Origin of the sequence: Paraburkholderia sp. UCT2 (assembly GCF_014397665.1) — a bacterium.
Taxonomy (GTDB): domain Bacteria; phylum Pseudomonadota; class Gammaproteobacteria; order Burkholderiales; family Burkholderiaceae; genus Paraburkholderia; species Paraburkholderia tuberum.
The window spans coordinates 1-25,423 of record NZ_VZQO01000012.1; the positions used below are offsets into that span (position 1 = coordinate 1).

General features: G+C 59.9%; 22 protein-coding genes and 4 tRNA genes. All 26 read left to right on the forward strand.

Annotated elements, in window-relative coordinates; genetic code table 11:
- The first annotated feature begins 180 nt into the window (after positions 1-180).
- The 26 genes from F6X39_RS12040 to rpsC all read left to right on the forward strand — a co-directional run bounded on the left by F6X39_RS12040 (position 181) and on the right by rpsC (position 25,423).
- A tRNA-Tyr gene (locus tag F6X39_RS12040) sits at positions 181-266 on the forward strand.
- Positions 267-305: 39 nt separating this feature from the next.
- Positions 306-379, forward strand: a tRNA-Gly gene (locus tag F6X39_RS12045).
- Positions 380-395: 16 nt separating this feature from the next.
- Positions 396-470 (forward strand) — tRNA-Thr (locus tag F6X39_RS12050).
- Positions 471-532: 62 nt separating this feature from the next.
- Positions 533-1,723, forward strand: a complete 1,191-nt coding sequence (tuf, locus tag F6X39_RS12055) for an elongation factor Tu (RefSeq protein WP_090802167.1) — start codon at positions 533-535, stop codon at positions 1,721-1,723.
- 64 nt (positions 1,724-1,787) lie between these two features.
- A tRNA-Trp gene (locus F6X39_RS12060) sits at positions 1,788-1,863 on the forward strand.
- A 34-nt stretch (positions 1,864-1,897) separates the two neighbouring features.
- Complete coding sequence (secE, locus tag F6X39_RS12065) at positions 1,898-2,278, forward strand: preprotein translocase subunit SecE (RefSeq protein WP_187616808.1); 381 nt, start codon at positions 1,898-1,900, stop codon at positions 2,276-2,278.
- 1 nt (position 2,279) lies between these two features.
- Positions 2,280-2,837: a transcription termination/antitermination protein NusG gene (gene nusG, locus F6X39_RS12070; RefSeq protein WP_075303275.1), complete on the forward strand. Its 558-nt coding sequence runs from the start codon at positions 2,280-2,282 to the stop codon at positions 2,835-2,837.
- Between the two features lie 161 nt (positions 2,838-2,998).
- On the forward strand, positions 2,999-3,430 hold the full coding sequence (gene rplK / locus F6X39_RS12075) for a 50S ribosomal protein L11 (RefSeq protein WP_008922976.1): 432 nt from the start codon (positions 2,999-3,001) through the stop codon (positions 3,428-3,430).
- A complete protein-coding gene (rplA, locus tag F6X39_RS12080; RefSeq protein ID WP_184065453.1) occupies positions 3,431-4,129 on the forward strand; it encodes a 50S ribosomal protein L1 in 699 nt (232 codons plus the stop codon).
- 304 nt (positions 4,130-4,433) lie between these two features.
- Positions 4,434-4,937, forward strand: coding sequence for a 50S ribosomal protein L10 (gene rplJ, locus F6X39_RS12085; protein ID WP_062129470.1), 504 nt, complete (start codon positions 4,434-4,436; stop codon positions 4,935-4,937).
- 63 nt (positions 4,938-5,000) lie between these two features.
- Entirely contained in the window at positions 5,001-5,378 is a 378-nt protein-coding gene (rplL, locus tag F6X39_RS12090; protein ID WP_018420143.1) for a 50S ribosomal protein L7/L12, read from the forward strand.
- Between the two features lie 369 nt (positions 5,379-5,747).
- On the forward strand, positions 5,748-9,854 hold the full coding sequence (gene rpoB, locus F6X39_RS12095; RefSeq protein WP_184040838.1) for a DNA-directed RNA polymerase subunit beta: 4,107 nt from the start codon (positions 5,748-5,750) through the stop codon (positions 9,852-9,854).
- A 21-nt stretch (positions 9,855-9,875) separates the two neighbouring features.
- Positions 9,876-14,114, forward strand: a complete 4,239-nt coding sequence (gene rpoC / locus F6X39_RS12100) for a DNA-directed RNA polymerase subunit beta' (protein WP_187616809.1) — start codon at positions 9,876-9,878, stop codon at positions 14,112-14,114.
- Between the two features lie 230 nt (positions 14,115-14,344).
- On the forward strand, positions 14,345-16,192 hold the full coding sequence (gene recQ / locus F6X39_RS12105; protein WP_187616810.1) for a DNA helicase RecQ: 1,848 nt from the start codon (positions 14,345-14,347) through the stop codon (positions 16,190-16,192).
- A 218-nt stretch (positions 16,193-16,410) separates the two neighbouring features.
- Positions 16,411-16,791 carry a 30S ribosomal protein S12 gene (gene rpsL, locus F6X39_RS12110; RefSeq protein ID WP_006053290.1) on the forward strand — a complete coding sequence of 127 codons (381 nt, stop codon included), beginning with the start codon at positions 16,411-16,413 and terminating at the stop codon, positions 16,789-16,791.
- A gap of 181 nt (positions 16,792-16,972) precedes the next feature.
- The gene (gene rpsG, locus F6X39_RS12115) at positions 16,973-17,443 is read left to right on the forward strand and encodes a 30S ribosomal protein S7 (RefSeq protein ID WP_006053291.1); all 471 of its coding nucleotides are present in this window, start codon (positions 16,973-16,975) and stop codon (positions 17,441-17,443) included.
- 131 nt (positions 17,444-17,574) lie between these two features.
- On the forward strand, positions 17,575-19,677 hold the full coding sequence (gene fusA / locus F6X39_RS12120) for an elongation factor G (protein ID WP_184065462.1): 2,103 nt from the start codon (positions 17,575-17,577) through the stop codon (positions 19,675-19,677).
- A gap of 48 nt (positions 19,678-19,725) precedes the next feature.
- Entirely contained in the window at positions 19,726-20,916 is a 1,191-nt protein-coding gene (tuf, locus tag F6X39_RS12125) for an elongation factor Tu (protein ID WP_090802167.1), read from the forward strand.
- Positions 20,917-21,043: 127 nt separating this feature from the next.
- Positions 21,044-21,355 (forward strand): 30S ribosomal protein S10, encoded by a 312-nt coding sequence (rpsJ, locus tag F6X39_RS12130; RefSeq protein WP_006998489.1) that lies wholly within the window; start codon positions 21,044-21,046, stop codon positions 21,353-21,355.
- Between the two features lie 201 nt (positions 21,356-21,556).
- Entirely contained in the window at positions 21,557-22,216 is a 660-nt protein-coding gene (gene rplC / locus F6X39_RS12135) for a 50S ribosomal protein L3 (RefSeq protein WP_090805499.1), read from the forward strand.
- Positions 22,216-22,836, forward strand: a complete 621-nt coding sequence (gene rplD / locus F6X39_RS12140) for a 50S ribosomal protein L4 (RefSeq protein WP_090802165.1) — start codon at positions 22,216-22,218, stop codon at positions 22,834-22,836. Before rplC ends, rplD begins: the two co-directional genes overlap by 1 nt.
- The gene (rplW, locus tag F6X39_RS12145) at positions 22,833-23,147 is read left to right on the forward strand and encodes a 50S ribosomal protein L23 (RefSeq protein ID WP_008923345.1); all 315 of its coding nucleotides are present in this window, start codon (positions 22,833-22,835) and stop codon (positions 23,145-23,147) included. The genes rplD and rplW overlap by 4 nt, the downstream gene beginning before the upstream one ends.
- Positions 23,148-23,149: 2 nt before the next feature.
- A complete protein-coding gene (gene rplB / locus F6X39_RS12150) occupies positions 23,150-23,977 on the forward strand; it encodes a 50S ribosomal protein L2 (RefSeq protein WP_184065465.1) in 828 nt (275 codons plus the stop codon).
- Between the two features lie 10 nt (positions 23,978-23,987).
- Complete coding sequence (gene rpsS / locus F6X39_RS12155; RefSeq protein WP_006998484.1) at positions 23,988-24,263, forward strand: 30S ribosomal protein S19; 276 nt, start codon at positions 23,988-23,990, stop codon at positions 24,261-24,263.
- Positions 24,264-24,275: 12 nt separating this feature from the next.
- Positions 24,276-24,605, forward strand: a complete 330-nt coding sequence (gene rplV, locus F6X39_RS12160; RefSeq protein ID WP_004199272.1) for a 50S ribosomal protein L22 — start codon at positions 24,276-24,278, stop codon at positions 24,603-24,605.
- A gap of 11 nt (positions 24,606-24,616) precedes the next feature.
- Positions 24,617-25,423 carry a 30S ribosomal protein S3 gene (gene rpsC / locus F6X39_RS12165; protein ID WP_012434570.1) on the forward strand — a complete coding sequence of 269 codons (807 nt, stop codon included), beginning with the start codon at positions 24,617-24,619 and terminating at the stop codon, positions 25,421-25,423.

Here is a 25,423-nt window from a genome sequence, read left to right on the forward strand (position 1 = left end):
TGTGAAAGTAGGTAATCGTCAGGCTCCCCCCCAGTCAGAAACCCCACCCGCCGCGGTGGGGTTTTTGCGTTTACGGACGGCTAACAGTCAATCACTATATAAATGAGAGCGTTGGGATCGGAACGGTCAAGCAGCCCTTGACAAAGAGACATTGTTCCCCCATAATCGTCAGTTCTCTGCGGAGGGGTGCCCGAGTGGCTAAAGGGGGCAGACTGTAAATCTGTTGGCTTACGCCTACGTTGGTTCGAATCCAACCTCCTCCACCAGAATGCAAGATGTAGCAGTTGTTGGGAATCCATGATCCTGCGGGTGTAGCTCAATGGTAGAGCAGAAGCCTTCCAAGCTTACGACGAGGGTTCGATTCCCTTCACCCGCTCCAGCAACACAGAGGTAGCGCCCATGTGGCTCAGTGGTAGAGCACTCCCTTGGTAAGGGAGAGGTCGGCAGTTCGATCCTGCCCATGGGCACCAGAAGTAATCGGTGATTGTTTGCGCCCGGCGCAACGTACGGAAAATCCTCTTAGGAGTCGAAAATGGCCAAGGGTAAGTTTGAGCGGACCAAGCCGCACGTGAACGTGGGCACGATCGGTCACGTTGACCACGGCAAGACCACGCTGACGGCAGCGATCACGACGGTCCTGACGCAGAAGTTTGGCGGCGAAGCGAAGGCGTACGACCAGATCGACGCGGCGCCGGAAGAAAAGGCGCGTGGCATTACCATCAACACCGCGCACGTCGAGTACGAAACGGCTAACCGCCACTACGCACACGTCGACTGCCCGGGCCACGCAGACTACGTGAAGAACATGATCACGGGCGCGGCGCAGATGGACGGCGCAATCCTGGTGTGCTCGGCTGCCGACGGCCCGATGCCGCAAACGCGTGAGCACATCCTGCTGGCGCGTCAGGTTGGCGTTCCGTACATCATCGTGTTCCTGAACAAGTGCGACATGGTGGACGACGCCGAGCTGCTGGAACTTGTCGAGATGGAAGTTCGCGAACTTCTGTCGAAGTACGACTTCCCGGGCGACGAGACGCCGATCATCAAGGGTTCGGCCAAGCTGGCGCTGGAAGGCGACAAGGGCGAGCTGGGCGAGGTAGCGATCATGAACCTGGCCGATGCGCTGGACACGTACATCCCGACGCCGGAGCGCGCGGTTGACGGTGCGTTCCTGATGCCGGTGGAAGACGTGTTCTCGATCTCGGGTCGCGGCACGGTGGTGACGGGTCGCGTCGAGCGCGGCGTCATCAAGGTTGGCGAGGAAATCGAGATCGTCGGTATCCGCGCAACGGCCAAGACGACCTGCACGGGCGTGGAAATGTTCCGCAAGCTGCTCGACCAGGGTCAGGCAGGCGACAACGTTGGTATCCTGCTGCGCGGCACGAAGCGTGAAGACGTGGAGCGTGGTCAGGTTCTGGCCAAGCCGGGTTCGATCAACCCGCACACGCACTTCACGGCTGAAGTATACGTGCTGAGCAAGGACGAAGGCGGCCGTCACACGCCGTTCTTCAACAACTACCGTCCGCAGTTCTACTTCCGTACGACGGACGTGACGGGCTCGATCGAGCTGCCGAAGGACAAGGAAATGGTGATGCCGGGCGACAACGTGTCGATCACGGTGAAACTGATCAACCCGATCGCGATGGAAGAAGGTCTGCGCTTCGCAATTCGCGAAGGGGGCCGTACGGTCGGCGCTGGTGTCGTCGCCAAGATCATCGAGTAACGCCAGAGAGTTCTCGATAATCGGTTGTATCGGGGTTGGCGGTGTCGTCAACCCCAAATGGTTTAGGGGTATAGCTCAACTGGCAGAGCGTCGGTCTCCAAAACCGAAGGTTGGGGGTTCGATTCCCTCTGCCCCTGCCAACTATCGCGCCGTAGTGGCGCTTGTTAAGGTGTTATGGCGAATCCTTCCGTCGAAACTGTAAATGCATCCGGCGACAAGTTGATGTTGATCGCAGGTGTGTTGCTGGTCTTGGCCGGGTTCGTGGGGTTCTTCTGGCTTAATGGCCAGGAATGGTACATCCGCGGAGCCGCCTTGGCTGTTGGTGCGATCGCGGGTGTCGCAGTCGGTCTTCTCTCGGCGCCTGGCAAGGGTTTCATCGCTTTCGCCAATGACTCATACAAAGAGGTCCGCAAGGTAGTTTGGCCGAGTCGCAAAGAGGCGACCCAAACAACACTCGTGGTCTTCGGCTTCGTAGTCGTGATGGCTATCTTCCTCTGGGTTTGTGATAAATCCATTGAGTGGGCGATTTTCTCGGCGATTCTGGGTTGGAAATGATATGAGTGATACTCCGGCATCCCCGAGCGGCAAACGTTGGTACGTAGTGCACGCATATTCCGGTATGGAGAAGAGCGTGCAACGAGCGCTTCAGGAGCGCATCGAGCGGGCTGGTATGCAGGATCAGTTCGGCCAGATCCTCGTTCCAACGGAAGAGGTTGTTGAGGTAAAGGGCGGTCACAAATCAGTAACCGAACGTCGTTTCTTCCCGGGCTATGTTTTAGTCGAAATGGAAATGACAGACGAAACGTGGCATCTCGTGAAAAATACGGCGAAGGTGACCGGCTTCGTCGGCGGGGCGCGTAATCGGCCGAGCCCGATCTCCCCTAGGGAAGTTGAAAAGATCATGTCGCAGATGCAGGAGGGCGTGGAGAAGCCGCGTCCGAAGACCCTGTTTGAGGTAGGCGAGATGGTGCGCGTGAAAGAAGGCCCGTTCACAGATTTCAACGGCAGCGTCGAAGAAGTGAACTACGAAAAGTCGCGAGTCCGTGTTTCCGTTACAATCTTCGGCCGCGCAACGCCGGTCGAGTTGGAATTCGGCCAAGTCGAAAAGTTGTAGTCTAGATTTTATGGAACGCACGGCTAGGTGCGTTCCGTATTTCGCGCTTACGGTCCGCGTAATGGCCGTTGAGGAGCGTAACTAGCCAGTTTGTCGGCGAACACGCGCTACTACTCACTGAGCGTCCGCCCGTAAGGCGGCGTTCCACAAAGGTTCTCGAAATGGCAAAGAAAATTATCGGCTTTATCAAGCTGCAGATTCCTGCAGGTAAAGCCAATCCGTCGCCGCCGGTTGGTCCGGCGCTGGGTCAGCGCGGCCTGAACATCATGGAGTTCTGCAAGGCGTTCAACGCGCAGACTCAAGCGATGGAACCGGGTCTGCCGATTCCTGTCGTGATCACGGCATTCGCGGACAAGAGCTTCACGTTCGTTCTGAAGACGCCGCCGGCTACGGTTCTGATCAAGAAGGCAGCGAAGCTCGACAAGGGTTCGAGCAAGCCGCATACCGACAAGGTCGGCAAGATCACCCGCGCTCAAGCTGAAGATATCGCCAAGACCAAGATGCCCGATCTGACGGCTGCTGATCTGGACGCAGCGGTTCGTACGATCGCTGGTAGCGCCCGCTCGATGGGCATCACCGTGGAGGGCGTGTAAATGGCTAAGCTTTCGAAGCGTCTGCAAGCATTTGCAGCCAAAGTGGATCGTCAGAAGCTGTACCCGATCGAAGACGCTCTGTCGCTCGTGAAGGAATGCGCAAGCGCGAAGTTCGACGAGTCGATCGACGTCGCCGTGCAACTCGGCATTGACGCAAAGAAGTCGGATCAAGTGGTTCGCGGCTCGGTCGTGCTGCCCGCTGGTACCGGTAAGTCGGTCCGCGTCGCTGTGTTCGCGCAGGGCGAAAAGGCTGAGCAGGCTCGTGCCGCTGGTGCTGACGTCGTCGGTATGGAAGACCTGGCCGAACAGGTCAAGGCCGGGAACCTGAACTTCGACATCGTGATCGCTTCGCCGGACACGATGCGTATCGTCGGTACGCTCGGGCAGATTCTCGGCCCGCGTGGCCTGATGCCGAACCCGAAGGTTGGCACGGTCACGCCGGACGTCGCGACCGCGGTCAAGAACGCCAAGGCTGGTCAGGTGCAATTCCGTGTCGACAAGGCCGGCATTATCCACGCAACGATCGGCCGCGCTTCGTTTGAACCGGTAGCACTGCGCAACAACCTGAATGCGCTGATCGAAGCGCTGCAGAAGGCGAAGCCGGCAACGAGCAAGGGCGTGTATCTGCGCAAGGTCGCCCTGTCGAGCACGATGGGTGTTGGTGTTCGTGTCGACCAGACGTCGATCGCTGCCCAGTAATGAATTTTCGCCGCTCCGGCGCGAGTTGGGGCGGCTTTTAAGGGCTTTGGGCGGTTGCGAGGTGGCAGTCTGCATCGCGCGACCGGTTGTCAAAGACCGTTGGTGGGCACGCAGCAAGTAGGCGGGCCCTTAATGTAAAGCCAACGCAGATGGCGAACCCGAAAAGGTTTTGTAGTGATGAAGCCGTTGGATGTCTGTAGCGATACGGATTTTTGACGGTCGAAATACTCCTGACTGGTCGGACGCCGTTATTGAATGCGGTACACAAGGCGCACGCTGCGTGTATCGAATCTGGAGGTTAACCGTGCCACTAAACAAAGAAAGCAAGCAGGCCGTCGTCGCTGAGGTTGCCGCGCAAGTCGCGAAAGCTCAGACCGTGGTTCTGGCTGAGTATCGTGGAATCGCGGTTGGCGATCTGACCAAGCTGCGCGCGAAAGCGCGTGAGCAACAGGTTTACCTTCGCGTGTTGAAGAACACGCTGGCGCGTCGCGCCGTCGAGGGTACCCCGTTTGCTCCGCTGGCAGAGCAGATGACTGGCCCCCTGATCTACGGCATCTCGGAAGATGCGATTGCTGCTGCTAAGGTCGTCAATGACTTCAGCAAGAGCAATGACAAGTTGGTCATCAAGGCTGGTTCCTACGAAGGCAAGGTGATGGACAAGGCTGGCGTGCAAGCGCTGGCAAGCATCCCGAGCCGCGAAGAACTGCTCTCCAAGCTGTTGTACGTTATGCAGGCACCTGTTTCTGGCTTCGCGCGCGCTCTGGCCGCGCTGGCAGAAAAGAAGCAAGGCGAAGAAGCCGCTGCGTAATGCACTTCAGTCGAGCGTGATTGATCGCTGGCTGTATCCGAATTCAATTTAGGAGTATTTCAAATGGCAATCGCAAAAGAAGACATCCTCGAAGCCGTAGGCTCGATGTCGGTTCTGGAACTGAACGAGCTGGTCAAGGCATTCGAAGAAAAGTTTGGCGTCTCGGCAGCTGCTGTTGCAGTGGCTGGCCCGGCAGGTGCAGCCGGCGGCGCTGCTGCTGCTGAAGAGCAGACCGAATTCACGGTCATCTTGGCTGAAACCGGTGCAAACAAGGTTTCGGTCATTAAGGCTGTTCGCGAACTGACGGGTCTCGGCCTGAAGGAAGCGAAGGATCTGGTCGACGGTGCACCGAAGCCCGTTAAGGAAGCGGTGCCCAAGGCTGCTGCTGAAGAAGCCAAGAAGAAGTTGGAAGAAGCCGGCGCGAAGGTTGAAATCAAGTAAGCTTCAACGCGCTGTGCGAAGGCTGGCGGTTTTTCACCGCCGGCCTTTTTGTGCTTTGTGGAGGACGCGTTTTTGCGGGCGTATGCCGGCAGGAATGTGATTCCCAGAAGCCAAAGAAAAACGCCCACGGTAATTTTGACCGGCATTTCTCTTTGTCTTCTGAAGCGACTGCAGAAGGCAAGTTTGGTCGGGTAGCGGGCAACACAGGCATCCGCTGCCGTCAGCCAGCGGTTGGTAGCGGCCAACCACCAAGCTTCTAGGCTCGTTCAAGCCATCGGACGGCCATCGGGTCTCAGTCGGTGAACACTCGGGTTGTCTCATCAAGGTATCCTGCCTCGACAACTATGCCCGCCGTGATTCGGAGATCGTATGCAATATTCCTTCACCGAGAAGAAGCGTATTCGCAAGAGTTTTGCGAAGCGCCCCATCGTTCACCAAGTACCTTTCCTGCTGGCAACCCAGCTTGAATCATTCAGCACGTTTCTGCAAGCAGATACGTCATCTACGCAACGCAAGCCGGAAGGCTTGCAGGCCGCGTTTACTTCCGTTTTTCCGATCGTTTCGCACAACGGCTTCGCGCGCCTTGAGTTCGTCAGCTACATGCTGTCGCCGCCGGCATTCAACATCAAGGAATGCCAGCAGCGCGGTCTGACGTACTGCTCGGCGCTGCGCGCCAAGGTGCGTCTGGTGCTGCTCGACAAAGAATCACCGAGCAAGCCGGTCGTCAAAGAAGTGAAGGAACAGGAAGTGTACATGGGCGAAATCCCGCTCATGACGCCGACCGGTTCGTTCGTCATCAACGGCACGGAACGTGTGATCGTTTCGCAGCTGCACCGTTCGCCGGGTGTTTTCTTCGAACACGACAAGGGCAAGACGCACAGCTCGGGCAAGCTGCTGTTTTCGGCACGTATCATTCCCTACCGTGGCTCGTGGCTCGACTTCGAGTTCGACCCGAAGGACGTGCTGTACTTCCGCGTCGACCGTCGTCGTAAGATGCCGGTCACGATCCTGCTAAAGGCCATCGGCCTGACGCCGGAACAGATCCTCGCAAACTTCTTCGTGTTCGACAATTTCACGCTGATGCCGGAAGGCGCGCAGATGGAATTCGTGCCGGAGCGTTTGCGCGGTGAAGTCGCGCGCTTCGATATCACGGACCGCGATGGCAACGTGATCGTCCAGAAGGACAAGCGGATCAACGCAAAGCACATTCGCGACCTCGATAACGCGAAGACCAAGTTCATCTCGGTGCCGGAAGATTATCTGCTCGGCCGCGTGCTCGCGAAGAACGTGATCGACGGCGATACGGGTGAAGTCATCGCGAACGCCAACGACGAAATTACCGAATCCGTGCTCGAAAAGCTGCGCGAAGCGAAGATCAAGGACATCCAGACGCTCTACACGAACGATCTGGACCAGGGTCCGTACATCTCGTCGACGCTGCGTATCGACGAAACGGCCGACAAGATGGCCGCACGTATCGCGATCTACCGCATGATGCGTCCGGGCGAGCCGCCGACCGAAGAAGCGGTCGAGGCACTGTTCAACCGTCTGTTCTACAGCGAAGAAGCGTACGACCTGTCGAAGGTGGGTCGTATGAAGTTCAACCGGCGCGTCGGCCGTGATGAAATCGTCGGTCCGATGACGCTGCAGGACGACGACATTCTCGCGACGATCAAGATCCTCGTCGAGCTGCGCAACGGCAAGGGCGAAGTGGACGACATCGACCACCTCGGCAACCGTCGTGTGCGCTGCGTCGGCGAACTCGCTGAGAACCAGTTCCGCGCGGGCCTCGTGCGTGTCGAACGTGCTGTGAAGGAACGCCTCGGCCAGGCCGAAAGCGAAAACTTGATGCCGCACGACCTGATCAACTCGAAGCCGATCTCGTCGGCGATTCGCGAGTTCTTCGGGTCGTCGCAGCTGTCGCAGTTCATGGACCAGACCAATCCGCTGTCGGAAATCACGCACAAGCGTCGTGTTTCTGCACTAGGCCCGGGCGGTCTGACTCGTGAGCGCGCAGGCTTCGAAGTCCGCGACGTGCACCCAACTCACTACGGCCGTGTGTGCCCGATTGAAACGCCGGAAGGTCCGAACATCGGTCTGATCAACTCGCTCGCTCTGTACGCGCACCTGAACGAATACGGCTTCCTCGAAACGCCGTATCGCAAGGTGGCGGACGGCAAGGTGACCGACCAGATTGACTATCTGTCGGCGATCGAAGAAGGCCGTTACGTGATCGCTCAGGCGAACGCGGCGGTGGCCGACGACCGCACGCTGACCGACGAACTCGTGTCGTCGCGTGAAGCGGGCGAAACGCTGATGGTCACGCCGGACCGCATTCAGTACATGGACGTGGCGCCGTCGCAGATCGTGTCGGTCGCAGCTTCGCTGATTCCGTTCCTCGAGCACGACGACGCGAACCGCGCATTGATGGGCTCGAACATGCAGCGTCAGGCCGTCCCGTGTCTGCGTCCGGAAAAGCCGGTCGTCGGTACGGGCATCGAACGCACCGTGGCGGTCGACTCGGGCACGACGGTTCAGGCACTGCGTGGCGGTGTGGTCGATTACGTCGACGCAGGCCGTATCGTGATTCGCGTGAACGACGACGAAGCGGTCGCGGGTGAAGTCGGCGTCGACATCTACAATCTGATCAAGTACACGCGTTCGAACCAGAACACGAACATCAACCAGCGTCCGATCGTGAAGATGGGCGACAAGGTTGCGCGCGGCGACGTGCTGGCTGACGGCGCATCGACCGATCTGGGCGAGCTCGCGCTCGGCCAGAACATGCTGATCGCGTTCATGCCATGGAACGGCTACAACTTCGAAGACTCCATCCTGATTTCGGAGAAGGTCGTTGCGGACGACCGTTACACGTCGATTCACATCGAAGAACTGAACGTCGTTGCACGCGACACGAAGCTCGGACCGGAAGAAATCACGCGCGACATCTCGAATCTCGCCGAAGTGCAGCTTGGCCGTCTCGACGAGTCGGGCATCGTGTACATCGGCGCGGAAGTCGAAGCGGGCGACGTGCTGGTCGGCAAGGTCACGCCGAAGGGCGAAACGCAACTGACGCCGGAAGAAAAGCTGCTGCGCGCGATCTTCGGTGAGAAGGCGTCGGACGTGAAGGACACGTCGCTGCGCGTGCCGTCGGGCATGAGCGGCACCGTGATCGACGTGCAGGTATTCACGCGTGAAGGCATCCAGCGCGACAAGCGCGCGCAACAGATCATCGACGATGAACTGAAGCGCTATCGTCTCGACCTGAACGACCAGCTGCGTATCGTCGAAGGTGATGCGTTCCAGCGTCTCGCGCGCATGCTCGAAGGCAAGGTCGCGAATGGCGGTCCGAAGAAGCTCGCGAAGGGCACGAAGATTGAGCGCGCTTACCTCGAAGATCTGGACCACTACCACTGGTTCGACATCCGGCTCGCGGATGAAGAAGCAGCGGCACAGCTCGAAGCGATCAAGAACTCGATCGAAGAGAAGCGTCACCAGTTCGACCTCGCGTTCGAAGAGAAGCGCAAGAAGCTCACGCAAGGCGACGAACTGCCGCCGGGCGTGCTGAAGATGGTCAAGGTGTATCTGGCGGTGAAGCGCCGTCTGCAGCCTGGCGACAAGATGGCAGGCCGTCACGGTAACAAGGGTGTCGTGTCGAAGATCGTGCCGATCGAAGACATGCCGTACATGGCCGACGGCCGTCCGGCTGACGTTGTTCTGAACCCGCTCGGCGTGCCGTCGCGGATGAACGTGGGTCAGGTTCTCGAAGTGCATCTGGGTTGGGCCGCGAAGGGTCTCGGCTGGCGTATCGGCGAAATGCTGCAGCGTCAGGCGAAGATCGCTGAACTGCGCGAATTCCTGATCAAGATCTACAACGAATCGGGCCGCGCCGAAGAGCTGGACAGCTTCAGCGACGACGAAATCCTCGAACTGGCGAAGAACCTGCGCGAAGGCGTGCCGTTCGCAACGCCGGTGTTCGACGGTGCGACGGAAGAAGAAATGTCCCGCGCGCTGGATCTGGCGTTCCCGGACGACATCGCTGAAAACCTCGGCATGACGCCGTCGAAGAACCAGGTGCGGCTGTTCGACGGTCGCACGGGCGAGATGTTCGAACGTACGGTGACGGTCGGCTACATGCACTACCTGAAGCTGCACCACCTGGTCGACGACAAGATGCACGCGCGTTCCACGGGCCCGTACTCGCTCGTCACGCAGCAGCCGTTGGGCGGTAAGGCGCAGTTCGGTGGCCAGCGTTTCGGTGAAATGGAAGTGTGGGCGCTCGAAGCGTACGGCGCATCGTACGTGCTGCAGGAAATGCTGACGGTGAAGTCGGACGACGTGACGGGCCGGACCAAGGTTTACGAGAACCTGGTCAAGGGCGATCACGTGATCGATGCCGGCATGCCTGAGTCGTTCAACGTGTTGGTGAAGGAAATCCGGTCGCTCGGTATCGATATCGACCTGGACCGGAACTAATCGGACTACTGGAGAGAAGCGATGAAAGCTTTGCTCGATCTATTCAAGCAAGTCCAACAACCTGAAGTTTTCGACGCGATCAAGATCGGTCTGGCCTCGCCGGACAAGATCCGTTCGTGGTCGTTCGGTGAAGTCAAGAAGCCGGAAACCATCAACTACCGCACGTTCAAGCCGGAGCGCGATGGTCTGTTCTGCGCGAAGATTTTCGGTCCGATCAAGGACTACGAATGCCTTTGCGGCAAGTACAAGCGCCTGAAGCACCGCGGCGTGATCTGCGAGAAGTGCGGCGTCGAAGTGACGCTCGCGAAGGTGCGTCGTGAGCGAATGGGCCACATTGAGCTGGCCTCGCCGGTCGCGCACATCTGGTTCCTGAAGTCGCTGCCGTCGCGTCTGGGCATGGTGCTCGACATGACGCTGCGCGACATCGAGCGCGTGCTGTACTTCGAAGCATACGTCGTGATCGATCCGGGCATGACGCCGCTCAAAGCGCGGCAGATCATGACCGAAGAGGATTACTACAACAAGGTCGAGGAATACGGCGACGAATTCCGTGCCGAGATGGGCGCGGAAGGTATTCGCGAACTGCTGCGCGCGATCAACATCGACGAGCAGGTCGAGCTGCTGCGCACGGAGCTCAAGAACACCGGCTCGGAAGCGAAGATCAAGAAGTACGCGAAGCGCCTGAAAGTGCTCGAGGCGTTCCAGCGTTCGGGCATCAAGCCGGACTGGATGGTCCTCGAAGTGCTGCCGGTGCTGCCGCCGGAACTGCGTCCGCTCGTCCCGCTCGACGGCGGCCGTTTCGCGACGTCGGACCTGAACGACCTGTATCGCCGCGTGATCAACCGTAACAACCGGTTGAAGCGCTTGCTCGAGCTGAAGGCGCCTGAAATCATCGTCCGCAACGAAAAGCGGATGCTGCAGGAAGCCGTCGACTCGCTGCTCGACAACGGCCGTCGCGGCAAGGCGATGACCGGTGCGAACAAGCGTCCGCTGAAGTCGCTCGCGGACATGATCAAGGGTAAGGGCGGTCGCTTCCGTCAGAACCTGCTCGGTAAGCGTGTCGACTACTCGGGCCGTTCGGTGATCGTGGTCGGCCCGACGCTGAAGCTGCATCAGTGCGGTCTGCCGAAGCTGATGGCGCTCGAACTGTTCAAGCCGTTCATCTTCAACAAGCTCGAAGTGATGGGTGTCGCTACCACCATCAAGGCTGCGAAGAAGGAGGTCGAGAACCAGACACCGGTGGTGTGGGACATCCTCGAAGAGGTGATCCGCGAACATCCGGTCATGCTGAACCGTGCGCCGACGCTGCACCGTCTCGGCATCCAGGCTTTCGAGCCGGTGCTGATCGAAGGTAAGGCAATCCAGCTGCATCCGCTCGTTTGCGCGGCGTTCAACGCCGACTTCGACGGTGACCAGATGGCCGTTCACGTGCCGCTGTCGCTCGAAGCGCAGATGGAGGCGCGCACGCTGATGCTCGCCTCGAACAACGTACTGTTCCCGGCTAACGGCGATCCGTCGATCGTGCCGTCGCAGGATATCGTGCTCGGCCTGTACTACGCGACGCGTGAAGCGGTGAACGGCAAGGGCGAAGGCCTGACGTTCACGGGCGTGTCGGAAGTGCTGCGCGCGTACGAGAACAAGGAAGTCGAACTGGCCTCGCGCGTCAACGTGCGGATCACCGAAATGGTCCACAACGAAGACAAGTCGGAAGGCGCGCCGACGTTCGTGCCGAAGATCACGCTGTATGCGACCACGGTTGGCCGCTCGATCCTGTCGGAAATCCTGCCGCCGGGTCTGCCGTTCTCGGTGCTGAACAAGCCGCTGAAGAAGAAGGAAATCTCGCGTCTGATCAACACCGCGTTCCGCAAGTGCGGTCTGCGTGAGACGGTGATTTTCGCCGACCAACTGATGCAGTCGGGCTTCCGTCTGGCAACGCGCGCTGGTATTTCGATTTGCGTCGACGACATGCTCGTACCGCCGCAGAAGGAAACCATCGTTGGCGACGCCGCGAAGAAGGTGAAGGAATACGACCGTCAGTACATGTCGGGTCTCGTCACTGCGCAGGAGCGCTACAACAACGTGGTCGACATCTGGTCGGCGACGTCGGAAGCGGTCGGCAAGGCAATGATGGAGCAGCTGTCGACGGAACCGGTCACGGACCGCGACGGCAACCAGACGCGTCAGGAGTCGTTCAACTCCATCTACATGATGGCGGACTCAGGCGCTCGTGGTTCCGCGGTTCAGATCCGTCAGCTGGCCGGTATGCGCGGTCTGATGGCGAAGCCGGACGGCTCGATCATCGAGACGCCGATTACGGCGAACTTCCGCGAAGGTCTGAACGTGTTGCAGTACTTCATCTCGACCCACGGTGCACGTAAGGGTCTGGCTGATACGGCACTGAAGACCGCGAACTCGGGTTACCTGACGCGTCGTCTCGTCGACGTGACGCAGGATCTGGTCGTCGTCGAGGAAGATTGCGGCACGTCGAACGGCGTGGCGATGAAGGCGCTCGTGGAAGGCGGTGAAGTGGTCGAAGCGCTGCGTGACCGTATCCTGGGTCGCGTCGCCGTGGCTGACATCGTCAACCCGGAATCGCAGGAAACGCTGTTCGAAGCGGGCACACTGCTCGACGAAGACGCGGTCGAAGACATCGAACGCCTCGGCATCGACGAAGTGCGCGTGCGCACGCCGCTGACCTGCGAAACGCGCTACGGTCTGTGCGCGGCCTGCTACGGTCGCGACCTCGGCCGCGGCTCGCTGGTGAACGTCGGCGAAGCGGTCGGCGTGATCGCGGCGCAGTCAATCGGTGAACCGGGCACGCAGCTCACGATGCGTACGTTCCACATCGGTGGCGCGGCGTCGCGTGCGGCGGTGGCATCGTCGGTCGAAGCGAAGTCGAACGGTACGGTGCGTTTCACGTCGACCATGCGTTACGTCACGAATGCGAAGGGCGAGCAGATCGTCATCTCGCGTTCGGGTGAAGCGATGATCACCGACGATCACGGCCGCGAGCGCGAGCGTCACAAGGTGCCGTACGGCGCCACGCTGCTGCAGCTCGACGGTGCGCAGATCAAGGCTGGCACGCAACTGGCCACGTGGGATCCGATGACGCGTCCGATCATCACCGAGTACGGTGGTACGGTGAAGTTCGAGAACGTCGAGGAAGGCGTGACGGTCGCGAAACAGATCGACGACGTGACGGGTCTGTCCACGCTCGTCGTGATCGACGTGAAGCGTCGTGGTTCGCAGGCGTCGAAGACGGTGCGTCCGCAGGTCAAGCTGCTAGATGCGAACGGCGAGGAAGTGAAGATCCCGAACACCGAGCACTCGGTGCAGATCGGCTTCCAGGTCGGCGCGCTGATCACCGTGAAGGACGGTCAGCAGGTGCAGGTCGGCGAAGTGCTCGCACGTATCCCGACCGAATCGCAGAAGACGCGTGACATTACCGGTGGTCTGCCGCGTGTGGCGGAACTGTTCGAAGCACGTTCGCCGAAGGACGCGGGTATCCTGGCGGAAGTCACGGGTACGACGTCGTTCGGTAAGGACACGAAGGGCAAGCAGCGTCTCGTTATCACGGACCTCGAGGGCAACCAGCACGAGTTCCTGATCGCGAAGGAAAAGCAGGTTCTGGTGCACGATGGTCAGGTCGTCAACAAGGGCGAAATGATCGTCGACGGACCGGCGGATCCGCACGACATCCTGCGTCTGCAGGGCGTCGAGGCGCTGTCGCGCTACATCGTGGACGAAGTGCAGGACGTGTACCGTCTGCAAGGCGTGAAGATCAACGACAAGCACATCGAAGTGATCGTGCGCCAGATGCTGCGCCGCGTGCAGATTTCGGACAACGGCGACACGCGTTTCATCCCGGGCGAACAGGTCGAGCGGTCGGACATGCTCGACGAGAACGACCGTATGATCGCGGAAGACAAGCGTCCGGCAACGTACGAAAACGTGCTGCTCGGTATCACGAAGGCGTCGCTGTCGACCGATTCGTTCATCTCCGCGGCGTCGTTCCAGGAAACGACCCGCGTGCTGACCGAAGCGGCGATCATGGGCAAGCGCGACGACCTGCGTGGCCTGAAGGAAAACGTGATCGTCGGCCGCCTGATTCCGGCCGGTACGGGTCTCGCGTTCCACAAGGCGCGCAAGAGCAAGGAACTGGCCGACCGCGAGCGTTTCGATCAGATCGCAGCGGAAGAGTCGTTCGAATTCGGTACGCCCGAAACGCCGGCTGCCGAACAGCAACACTCGGGCGAGTAAGTGCTGGCGGCGCAAGCCGCCTTGCCTCACGAGCCACGAAAAAAAGGCCGCTCAGTTTCGACTGAGCGGTTTTTTTTTGCTCTTTTTTGCGCGTGCATGGGTGCGACGTGCCGGAGCAGTCCTAGGCCCGATGGCTAACGTTGTCGCAAAGCGCGGGCGCGGCACGAATGGGTTGGTAAAATTCGTCTCACCGCCTGCGTGCCGTTCCTTTCGCCGTCTCTCTCAAATACATGTCCCGACCGCTCGAAATCCTCAATGAAGTCTTTGGTTATCCCGCGTTCAGAGGGCAGCAGGGCGAAATTGTCGAGCACGTCGCCGACGGTGGCGATTGCCTTGTGCTGATGCCGACGGGCGGCGGCAAATCGCTGTGCTATCAGATCCCGTCGCTGGTGCGGCGCGAATGCGGCTTTGGCACCGGCATCGTGGTGTCGCCACTGATCGCGCTGATGCAGGATCAGGTGGCCGCGCTGACCGAAGTCGGCGTGCGGGCCGCGTACTTGAACTCAACGTTGTCGAGCGCGGAGGCGGTGGCCACCGAGCGGGCGCTCCGCGACGGCGACATCGATCTGCTCTACGTCGCACCGGAGCGGCTGATGACGCCGCGCTTCCAGGAACTGCTCGAACGCACGCGCATCGGTCTTTTCGCGATCGACGAAGCGCACTGCGTGTCGCAATGGGGACACGATTTCCGGCCCGAATATATTCAGCTGTCGGTGCTGCACGAGCGCTTTCCGAATGTCCCGCGCATCGCGCTGACGGCGACCGCCGACGCGATCACGCGCGACGAAATCATCCACCGTCTCGCGCTCGAAGATGCGCGCGTGTTCGTGTCGAGTTTCGATCGGCCGAACATCCGCTATCGCATCGCCGAAAAAGACAACGCGCGCACGCAACTGCTCGACTTCATCCGCGCCGAGCATACGAAAGCCGACGGTACGACCGACGCGGGCGTCGTTTATTGCCTGTCGCGCCGCAAGGTCGAGGAAACCGCGGAGTGGCTGAAGGAAAAGGGCATGCGCGCGCTGCCATACCACGCCGGCATGGAGTTCGAGGTGCGCCAGAAACATCAGGAGATGTTCCAGCGCGAGGAAGGCATCGTGATGTGCGCGACGATTGCGTTCGGCATGGGCATCGACAAACCCGACGTGCGGTTCGTCGCGCATCTGGATTTGCCCAAGAGCGTGGAAGGGTACTACCAGGAGACCGGCCGCGCGGGCCGCGACGGACTGCCGTCGAACGCGTGGATGGCCTACGGGCTCGGCGACGTCGTGCAGCAGCGCAAGATGATCGACGAATCCGAAGCAGACGACGCGCACAAGCGGGTCCAGACCGGCAAGCTCGACGCGCTGCTCGGTTTGTGCGAAACGGCGACTTGCCGGCGGGTGCGCCTGCTCGCGTACTTCGGCGAAACGAGCCAGCCGTGCGGCAACTGCGACAACTGCCTCGAGCCGCCGCCGACCTGGGATGCAACGCGCGAGGCTCAGATGGCGCTGTCGTGCGTGTTTCGCGCGCAGCGTGCGAGCGGCTTTCATTTCGGAGCCGGACACCTGATAGATATTTTGCGTGGCAACCGCAGCGAAAAAATCCTGCAGCGCGGCCACGAGAAGCTGACCACGTTCGGTATCGGCGCGGCGCTCGGTGAGCCGGAGTGGCGTGCGATCTTTCGCCAACTCGTCGCGTTCGGTTACCTGACGGTCGACCACGAGGGCTTCGGTTCGCTCGTGCTGACGGAGGCGAGCAAGCCGGTGCTCAAGGGCGAGCAGAAGGTGACGATGCGTCGCTACGTCAAGCCGACACGCACGCGTCAATCGTCGGGTCGTACGAGCGAGCGCGCCGATCCGACCATTGGCATGGGCCCTCGCGAGCGGGCCCGCTGGGAGCGTCTACGCATGTGGCGCACAGAAACCGCGAAGAGCGACGGAGTGCCGGCTTATGTGATTTTCCATGACGCGACGCTCGCGGAAATCGCCCGTCTCGGCCCCAATTCAATCGACGATCTGCGCGGGATTCCGGGCATGGGGGCGCGTAAACTGGACCGTTTCGGCTACGAATTGCTGCACGTCGTAGCGGCAGACTGACGTCGTCTGGCTGTTTAGCCGGATTGACAGGGGCGAAACACCGCAACCTGTTGACTCCCTTAGTATTTTCGGAATATTATGTTAGGTTCCGGTTCTTGGAATGCCTACGCGCAACTTCAGTTCGTGCGTGAGCGGGCCAGCCGGAAGTTCGATGCGCGGGCGTTTCTGCTTTGCCCGGAAACCGATGCGTCGATTTTGTTCAATTTCAGGAATAATCAATGCCAACCATCAATCAACTGGTTCGCAAAGGCCGCACGTCGGAAACGACGAAGAGCAAGAGCCCGGCTTTGCAGGACTGCCCCCAGCGTCGCGGCGTGTGCACCCGTGTGTACACCACGACACCGAAGAAGCCGAACTCGGCACTCCGTAAGGTCGCCAAGGTTCGTCTGACGAACGGCTTCGAAGTCATTTCGTACATTGGTGGCGAAGGCCACAACCTGCAGGAACACTCGGTCGTGCTGATTCGCGGCGGCCGTGTGAAGGACTTGCCGGGTGTGCGTTACCACATGGTTCGCGGCTCGCTGGATACCCAGGGCGTCAAGGATCGTAAGCAGGCTCGCTCGAAGTACGGTGCGAAGCGTGCCAAGGCTGGCAAGTAATTTAGCCGGTCGATCGTAGTTTCAGGTCGCCTGCAAAGGCGGTAATAGCGATGGTGCCGGAATCGCCGGTGCTATCGAGTAAGTGGTCACCCGACCAGGCTGGTTAGTCTTACGGATGAATCGGGTTAGTTGGTGGCCGCGGGGCTGTAAACAGCTCCAACTGAAAAGTAAAGGAAGAAACATGCCGCGTCGTCGCGAAGTCCCCAAGCGGGAAGTGTTGCCGGATCCGAAGTTTGGCAACGTTGATGTAGCAAAATTCATGAACGTGCTGATGCTCTCCGGCAAGAAGTCGGTTGCCGAGCGTATCGTGTACGGCGCTTTCGAACAGATCCAGACCAAGGGTGGCAAGGACCCGCTGGAAGTGTTCACGGTGGCGCTCAACAACGTCAAGCCGGTGGTCGAAGTGAAGAGCCGCCGCGTTGGTGGTGCGAACTATCAGGTTCCGGTCGAAGTGCGCCCGTCGCGTCGTATGGCATTGGCGATGCGTTGGCTGCGTGAAGCCGCGAAGAAGCGCAGCGAGAAGTCGATGGCCCTGCGTCTGGCAGGTGAGCTCTCCGAAGCGGCCGAAGGCCGTGGCGGCGCGATGAAGAAGCGCGACGAAGTTCACCGGATGGCAGAAGCCAACAAGGCGTTCTCGCACTTCCGTTTCTAAGCTTCCCCACCCCGGGTTTAGCGGAAAACGGAAAGAAATTCCGGGCGGGTGCGCTTCAAAGGCGCCTCGCCCGTTTGTGTTACAGCGCGATGGGCATCTCTCGCATCGCGTCATCCCAATAGAGGATCAAAGTGGCTCGCAAGACTCCTATCGAGCGCTACCGTAACATCGGTATTAGCGCTCACATCGACGCCGGCAAAACGACGACGACCGAGCGCATTCTGTTCTACACGGGCGTGAACCACAAGATTGGTGAAGTTCACGACGGCGCTGCCACCATGGACTGGATGGAGCAGGAACAGGAGCGCGGCATCACGATTACTTCCGCTGCTACCACGGCGTTCTGGAAGGGCATGGCGGGCGACCGCGCCGAACACCGCATCAACATCATCGACACCCCGGGTCACGTCGACTTCACGATTGAAGTCGAGCGCTCGATGCGCGTGCTCGACGGCGCGTGCATGGTGTACTGCGCTGTGGGCGGCGTGCAGCCCCAGTCGGAAACCGTGTGGCGTCAGGCTAACAAGTACAAGGTTCCCCGTCTCGCGTTTATCAACAAGATGGACCGTACCGGCGCGAACTTCTTCAAGGTCTACGACCAGCTCAAGCTGCGTCTGAAGGCGAACCCGGTTCCGGTCGTCGTGCCTATCGGCGCGGAAGAGAACTTCACGGGCGTCGTCGATCTGATGAAGATGAAGGCGATCATTTGGGACGACGCGTCCCAAGGCACCAAGTTCTCGTACGAAGACATCCCGGCAGAGCTCGTCGACACATGCAACGAATGGCGTGAAAAGATGGTCGAAGCCGCGGCGGAAGCGAACGAAGACATGATGAACAAGTACCTCGAGTCGGGTGAGCTGACCGAAGAGGAAATCATCAAGGGTCTGCGCGACCGTACGATCGCCTGCGAAATCCAGCCGATGCTGTGCGGCACCGCGTTCAAGAACAAGGGGGTGCAGCGCATGCTGGACGCCGTGCTCGACTTCCTGCCGTCGCCGGTCGACATCCCGCCGGTTACCGGCGAGCTGGAAAACGGTGAAAAGGGTGAGCGCCGCGCTGCTGACGACGAAAAGTTCTCGGCACTGGCATTCAAGATCATGACCGACCCGTTCGTCGGCCAACTGATCTTCTTCCGTGTCTACTCAGGCGTTGTGAATTCGGGCGACACCCTGCTGAACGCGACCAAGGACAAGAAGGAACGTCTGGGCCGTATTCTGCAGATGCACGCGAACCAGCGCGAAGAAATCAAGGAAGTGCGCGCAGGCGACATCGCCGCTGCGGTCGGCCTGAAGGACGCGACCACGGGCGACACGCTGTGCGATCCGACGAGCCCGATCGTGCTCGAGCGCATGGTTTTCCCGGAACCCGTGATTTCGCAGGCTGTTGAGCCGAAGACGAAGCCGGACCAGGAAAAGATGGGTCTGGCCCTGAACCGTCTGGCGCAGGAAGATCCGTCGTTCCGCGTTCAAACGGACGAAGAATCGGGTCAAACCATTATTTCGGGCATGGGCGAGCTCCACCTGGAAATTCTGGTCGACCGGATGAAGCGTGAGTTCGGCGTCGAAGCAACGGTTGGCAAGCCGCAGGTGGCTTACCGCGAAACGATTCGCGGCAAGGCGGAAGACGTTGACGGCAAGTTCGTCAAGCAGTCGGGTGGTCGCGGCCAGTACGGTCACGCGGTCATCACGCTCGAGCCGAACGAGCAAGGCAAGGGCTACGAGTTCCTGGACGAGATCAAGGGCGGTGTGATTCCGCGTGAATACATCCCGGCAGTCGACAAGGGTATCCAGGAAACGCTGAAGGCCGGCGTGCTGGCGGGCTTCCCGGTCGTGGACGTGAAGGTTCACCTGACGTTCGGTTCCTACCACGATGTCGACTCGAACGAAAACGCGTTCCGCATGGCCGGTTCGATGGCGTTCAAGGAAGCGATGCGCAAGGCACAGCCGGTCATCCTCGAACCGATGATGGCTGTCGAAGTCGAAACGCCGGAAGACTACATGGGCAACGTGATGGGTGACCTCTCTGGCCGTCGCGGTATTGTTCAGGGCATGGATGACATGGTTGGCGGCGGCAAGATCGTTCGCGCCGAAGTGCCGCTGTCGGAAATGTTCGGCTACTCGACGTCTCTGCGTTCGCTGACGCAAGGCCGTGCAACGTACACGATGGAGTTCAAGCACTACGCTGAAGCTCCGCGTAACGTGTCGGAAGCGATCATCAACGCGAAGTCGAAGTAATCGCGCGGCAAAGTCATTCAACGATTAACTTTCTGAAAGAAGAGAAACATGGCTAAAGGTAAATTCGAGCGGACCAAGCCGCACGTGAACGTGGGCACGATCGGTCACGTTGACCACGGCAAGACCACGCTGACGGCAGCGATCACGACGGTCCTGACGCAGAAGTTTGGCGGCGAAGCGAAGGCGTACGACCAGATCGACGCGGCGCCGGAAGAAAAGGCGCGTGGCATTACCATCAACACCGCGCACGTCGAGTACGAAACGGCTAACCGCCACTACGCACACGTCGACTGCCCGGGCCACGCAGACTACGTGAAGAACATGATCACGGGCGCGGCGCAGATGGACGGCGCAATCCTGGTGTGCTCGGCTGCCGACGGCCCGATGCCGCAAACGCGTGAGCACATCCTGCTGGCGCGTCAGGTTGGCGTTCCGTACATCATCGTGTTCCTGAACAAGTGCGACATGGTGGACGACGCCGAGCTGCTGGAACTTGTCGAGATGGAAGTTCGCGAACTTCTGTCGAAGTACGACTTCCCGGGCGACGAGACGCCGATCATCAAGGGTTCGGCCAAGCTGGCGCTGGAAGGCGACAAGGGCGAGCTGGGCGAGGTAGCGATCATGAACCTGGCCGATGCGCTGGACACGTACATCCCGACGCCGGAGCGCGCGGTTGACGGTGCGTTCCTGATGCCGGTGGAAGACGTGTTCTCGATCTCGGGTCGCGGCACGGTGGTGACGGGTCGCGTCGAGCGCGGCGTCATCAAGGTTGGCGAGGAAATCGAGATCGTCGGTATCCGCGCAACGGCCAAGACGACCTGCACGGGCGTGGAAATGTTCCGCAAGCTGCTCGACCAGGGTCAGGCAGGCGACAACGTTGGTATCCTGCTGCGCGGCACGAAGCGTGAAGACGTGGAGCGTGGTCAGGTTCTGGCCAAGCCGGGTTCGATCAACCCGCACACGCACTTCACGGCTGAAGTATACGTGCTGAGCAAGGACGAAGGCGGCCGTCACACGCCGTTCTTCAACAACTACCGTCCGCAGTTCTACTTCCGTACGACGGACGTGACGGGCTCGATCGAGCTGCCGAAGGACAAGGAAATGGTGATGCCGGGCGACAACGTGTCGATCACGGTGAAACTGATCAACCCGATCGCGATGGAAGAAGGTCTGCGCTTCGCAATTCGCGAAGGGGGCCGTACGGTCGGCGCTGGTGTCGTCGCCAAGATCATCGAGTAACATCGACGATTGCTGTAGCAGTCTGTAGCGCCCGGGCTCGGGCACTCGCTCTGCGCGAGCGTCCGAGCCTACGTTCTTTTTCTAATCGGCGGTGCAATATCGCCTCGCTCTTTTCAAGGAATTTGTCATGCAGAACCAGAAAATCCGCATTCGCCTGAAGGCTTTCGACTATCGCCTGATCGACCAATCGGCAGCTGAAATCGTCGATACGGCAAAGCGGACTGGCGCGATTGTTCGTGGTCCCGTACCCCTGCCGACCCGCATTCAACGCTTCGATATCCTGCGTTCGCCGCACGTCAACAAGACCTCGCGTGACCAGCTCGAAATCCGCACCCACCAGCGTCTGATGGACATCGTTGACCCGACGGACAAGACCGTCGACGCGCTCATGAAGCTGGATCTCCCGGCTGGCGTGGACGTTGAAATCAAGCTGCAGTAAGGCTTCCAGCCCTTGCCCGGCCACCCGGGCAACGCTAAGTCATTGATTGCTTGCGGAAAACGAAAAGGCTCGCTATACTGTTGAGCTTTTCGCGCATTTGCGTAAAAAAGTCGGCGTCCTGCAGCATGGTTTCATGCCCGAAGCGGTGCCGGCATTTTGTAAATTAGCCCCGACCAATCGCAGTCGGGAATGGAGAAAACGATGAGCCTTGGACTCGTAGGTCGCAAGGTTGGTATGACCCGTATCTTCACGGCTGAAGGGGATTCAATTCCCGTCACCGTGCTGGACGTGTCCGACAACCGCGTGACGCAGATCAAGACTGTTGAAACCGACGGCTACACGGCCGTGCAGGTTGCCTTCGGTACGCGCCGTGCATCCCGCGTGACGAAGCCGTTGGCAGGTCATCTCGCCAAAGCCGGTGTTCAAGCCGGTGAAATCCTCAAAGAATTCCAGATCGATGCCGCTAAGGCTGCCGAACTGTCGAGCGGCGCCGTGGTTGGTCCCGAGCTGTTCGAAGTGGGCCAGAAGGTCGACGTGCAAGGCGTGTCAATCGGTAAAGGCTACGCCGGTACCATCAAGCGTTATAACTTCTCGTCTGGCCGTGCATCACACGGTAACTCGCGCTCGCACAATGTGCCGGGCTCGATCGGTATGGCGCAGGATCCGGGTCGTGTTTTCCCGGGTAAGCGCATGACCGGTCACATGGGTGATGAGAAGGTAACGGTGCAAAACCTCGAAATCGCTCGTATCGATGCTGACCGCAAGTTGCTGCTGGTCAAGGGCGCCGTTCCGGGTGCGAAGGGTGGCAAGGTATTCGTTACGCCGGCCGTGAAGACGCGTGCCGTGAAAGGAGCGAAATAATGGAACTTAAGCTCCTGAATGCCAATGGTCAGGAAAGTGCAGGCGTTAGCGCGTCGGACGTCGTGTTCGGCCGCGACTACAACGAAGCCCTGATTCACCAGGTGGTGGTTGCGTACCAGGCGAATGCCCGTAGCGGCAACCGCGCGCAGAAGGATCGTGAGCAGGTCAAACACACGACCAAGAAGCCGTGGCGCCAGAAGGGTACGGGCCGCGCCCGTGCCGGTATGTCGTCGAGCCCGCTGTGGCGCGGCGGTGGCCGTATTTTCCCGAATTCGCCGGAAGAAAACTTTTCGCACAAGGTCAACAAGAAGATGCATCGTGCAGGTCTCTGCTCGATCTTCTCGCAGCTGGCCCGCGAAGGCCGCATCTCGGTGGTCGATGAGTTGACGCTCGAAGCGCCGAAGACGAAGCTGCTGGCCGAAAAATTCAAGGCGATGGGTCTCGATTCCGTGCTGGTGATTACCGACACGGTTGACGAAAACCTGTACCTCGCGTCGCGCAACCTCGCCCACGTGGCGGTTGTGGAGCCGCGTTACGCCGACCCGCTGTCGCTGATCTACTTCAAGAAGATCCTGATCACGAAGGCTGCGGTCGCCCAGATCGAGGAGTTGCTGTCATGAGCGAGATTCGCAAGAACGATCATCGTTTGATGCAGGTCCTGCTCGCGCCGGTGGTCTCCGAAAAGGCGACGCTGGTGGCCGACAAGAACGAACAGGTTGTGTTCGAAGTCGCGCCGGATGCCACGAAGCAGGAAGTGAAAGCTGCAGTCGAGCTGCTGTTCAAGGTGGAAGTCGATTCCGTCAACGTGCTGGTCGCGAAGGGCAAAGCCAAGCGCTTTGGTCGCTTCATGGGCAAGCGCAAGGACGTGAAGAAGGCGTACGTCTGCCTGAAGCCCGGCCAGGAAATCAACTTTGAAGCGGAGGCCAAGTAATCATGGCAATCGTGAAAGTTAAGCCGACTTCGCCGGGTCGCCGCGCGATGGTCAAGGTGGTCAACAAGGAACTGCACAAGGGCAAGCCGTTCGCAGCGCTGCTCGACACGCAGTCGTCGACCGCCGGCCGTAACAACAACGGTCACATCACCACGCGTCACAAGGGTGGTGGTCACAAGCATCACTATCGTGTCGTCGACTTCCGTCGCACGAAGGATGGTATTCCCGCAAAGGTCGAGCGTCTCGAGTACGACCCGAACCGTAGCGCGAACATCGCGCTGGTTCTGTACGCAGACGGCGAGCGCCGCTACATCATCGCTCCGAAGGGTATTGCCGTCGGTCAACAGCTGATGTCGGGTTCGGAGGCGCCGATCCGCGCAGGTAACACGCTGCCGATCCGCAACATCCCGGTCGGTACGACGATTCACTGCATCGAAATGCTGCCGGGCAAGGGCGCGCAAATGGCGCGTTCGGCGGGTACGTCGGCGATGCTGCTGGCTCGCGAAGGCATCTACGCGCAGGTTCGTCTGCGTTCGGGCGAAATCCGCCGCGTTCACGTTGAATGCCGCGCAACGATCGGTGAAGTAGGCAACGAAGAGCATAGCCTCCGTCAAATCGGTAAGGCTGGTGCGAACCGCTGGCGCGGTATCCGCCCGACGGTGCGTGGCGTTGCAATGAACCCGGTCGACCACCCGCACGGTGGTGGCGAGGGCAAGACTGCGGCAGGCCGCGATCCGGTGAGCCCGTGGGGCACGCCGACGAAGGGCTATCGCACCCGCAGCAACAAGCGCACGACGAGCATGATCGTCCAGCGCCGTCACAAGCGTTAAGGAGTAGGCAATGGCACGTTCTATTAAGAAAGGTCCGTTCTGCGACGCCCATTTGCTGAAGAAGGTTGAGGCGGCTGCAGCATCGCGTGACAAGAAACCGATCAAGACCTGGTCGCGTCGCTCGACGATCCTGCCGGACTTCATCGGCCTGACGATCGCCGTTCACAACGGCCGTCAACACGTTCCGGTGTATGTCACGGAAAACATGGTCGGCCACAAGCTTGGCGAGTTCGCACTGACCCGTACGTTCAAGGGACACGCGGCCGACAAGAAGGCCAAGAAATAAGGGGCAATCAAGATGGAAGTGAAAGCAATTCATCGCGGTGCCCGCATCTCGGCGCAGAAAACGCGCCTTGTGGCTGACCAGATCCGCGGTTTGCCGGTCGACAAGGCGCTGAACGTTCTGACGTTCTCGCCGAAGAAGGCTGCGGGGATCGTGAAAAAGGTCGTGCTGTCGGCGATCGCGAATGCGGAGCACAATGAAGGCGCCGATATCGACGAGCTCAAGATCAAGAGCATCTACGTCGACAAGGCAGCATCGCTGAAGCGTTTCACCGCGCGCGCTAAAGGCCGCGGTAACCGCATCGAGAAGCAATCCTGTCACATCACTGTGACGGTCGGGAATTAAGGGGTCATACGATGGGACAGAAGATTCATCCGACTGGCTTCCGTTTGGCCGTCAGCCGCAATTGGGCTTCGCGTTGGTACGCGAACAACAACAATTTCGCGGCGATGTTGCAGGAAGACATCGGTGTTCGTGAATACCTGAAGAAGAAGCTGAAGAACGCGTCCGTCGGCCGCGTTGTGATCGAGCGTCCTGCAAAGAACGCGCGTATCACGATTTTCAGCTCGCGTCCGGGTGTCGTGATCGGCAAGAAGGGTGAAGACATCGAACTGCTGAAGTCCGAGCTGCAAAAGCGCATGGGCGTTCCGGTTCACGTCAACATCGAAGAAATCCGCAAGCCGGAAACGGACGCGCAACTGATCGCTGATTCGATCACGCAACAGCTCGAGCGCCGGATCATGTTCCGCCGCGCGATGAAGCGTGCGATGCAGAACGCGATGCGTCTGGGTGCTCAAGGCATCAAGATCATGAGCGCTGGCCGTCTGAACGGTATCGAAATCGCCCGTACGGAATGGTATCGCGAAGGTCGCGTGCCGCTTCATACGCTGCGTGCGGATATCGACTACGCAACGTCGGAAGCAAAGACGACGTACGGCATCATCGGCGTGAAGGTGTGGGTCTACAAGGGCGACACGCTCGGCCGCAACGACGCACCGGTGGTCGAAGAAGTCGCCGAAGAAAAGCGTCCGCGCCGCAATGCACGTCCGGGTGGCGATCGCCGTCCGCGTCGTGATGGCGAAGGTGGTGGCCCGGCAGGTGCACGCCGTGGCGCTCCCCGACGTGCTGGCGGTGCCGGCGGCGACGGGAAGACTGGAGAATAA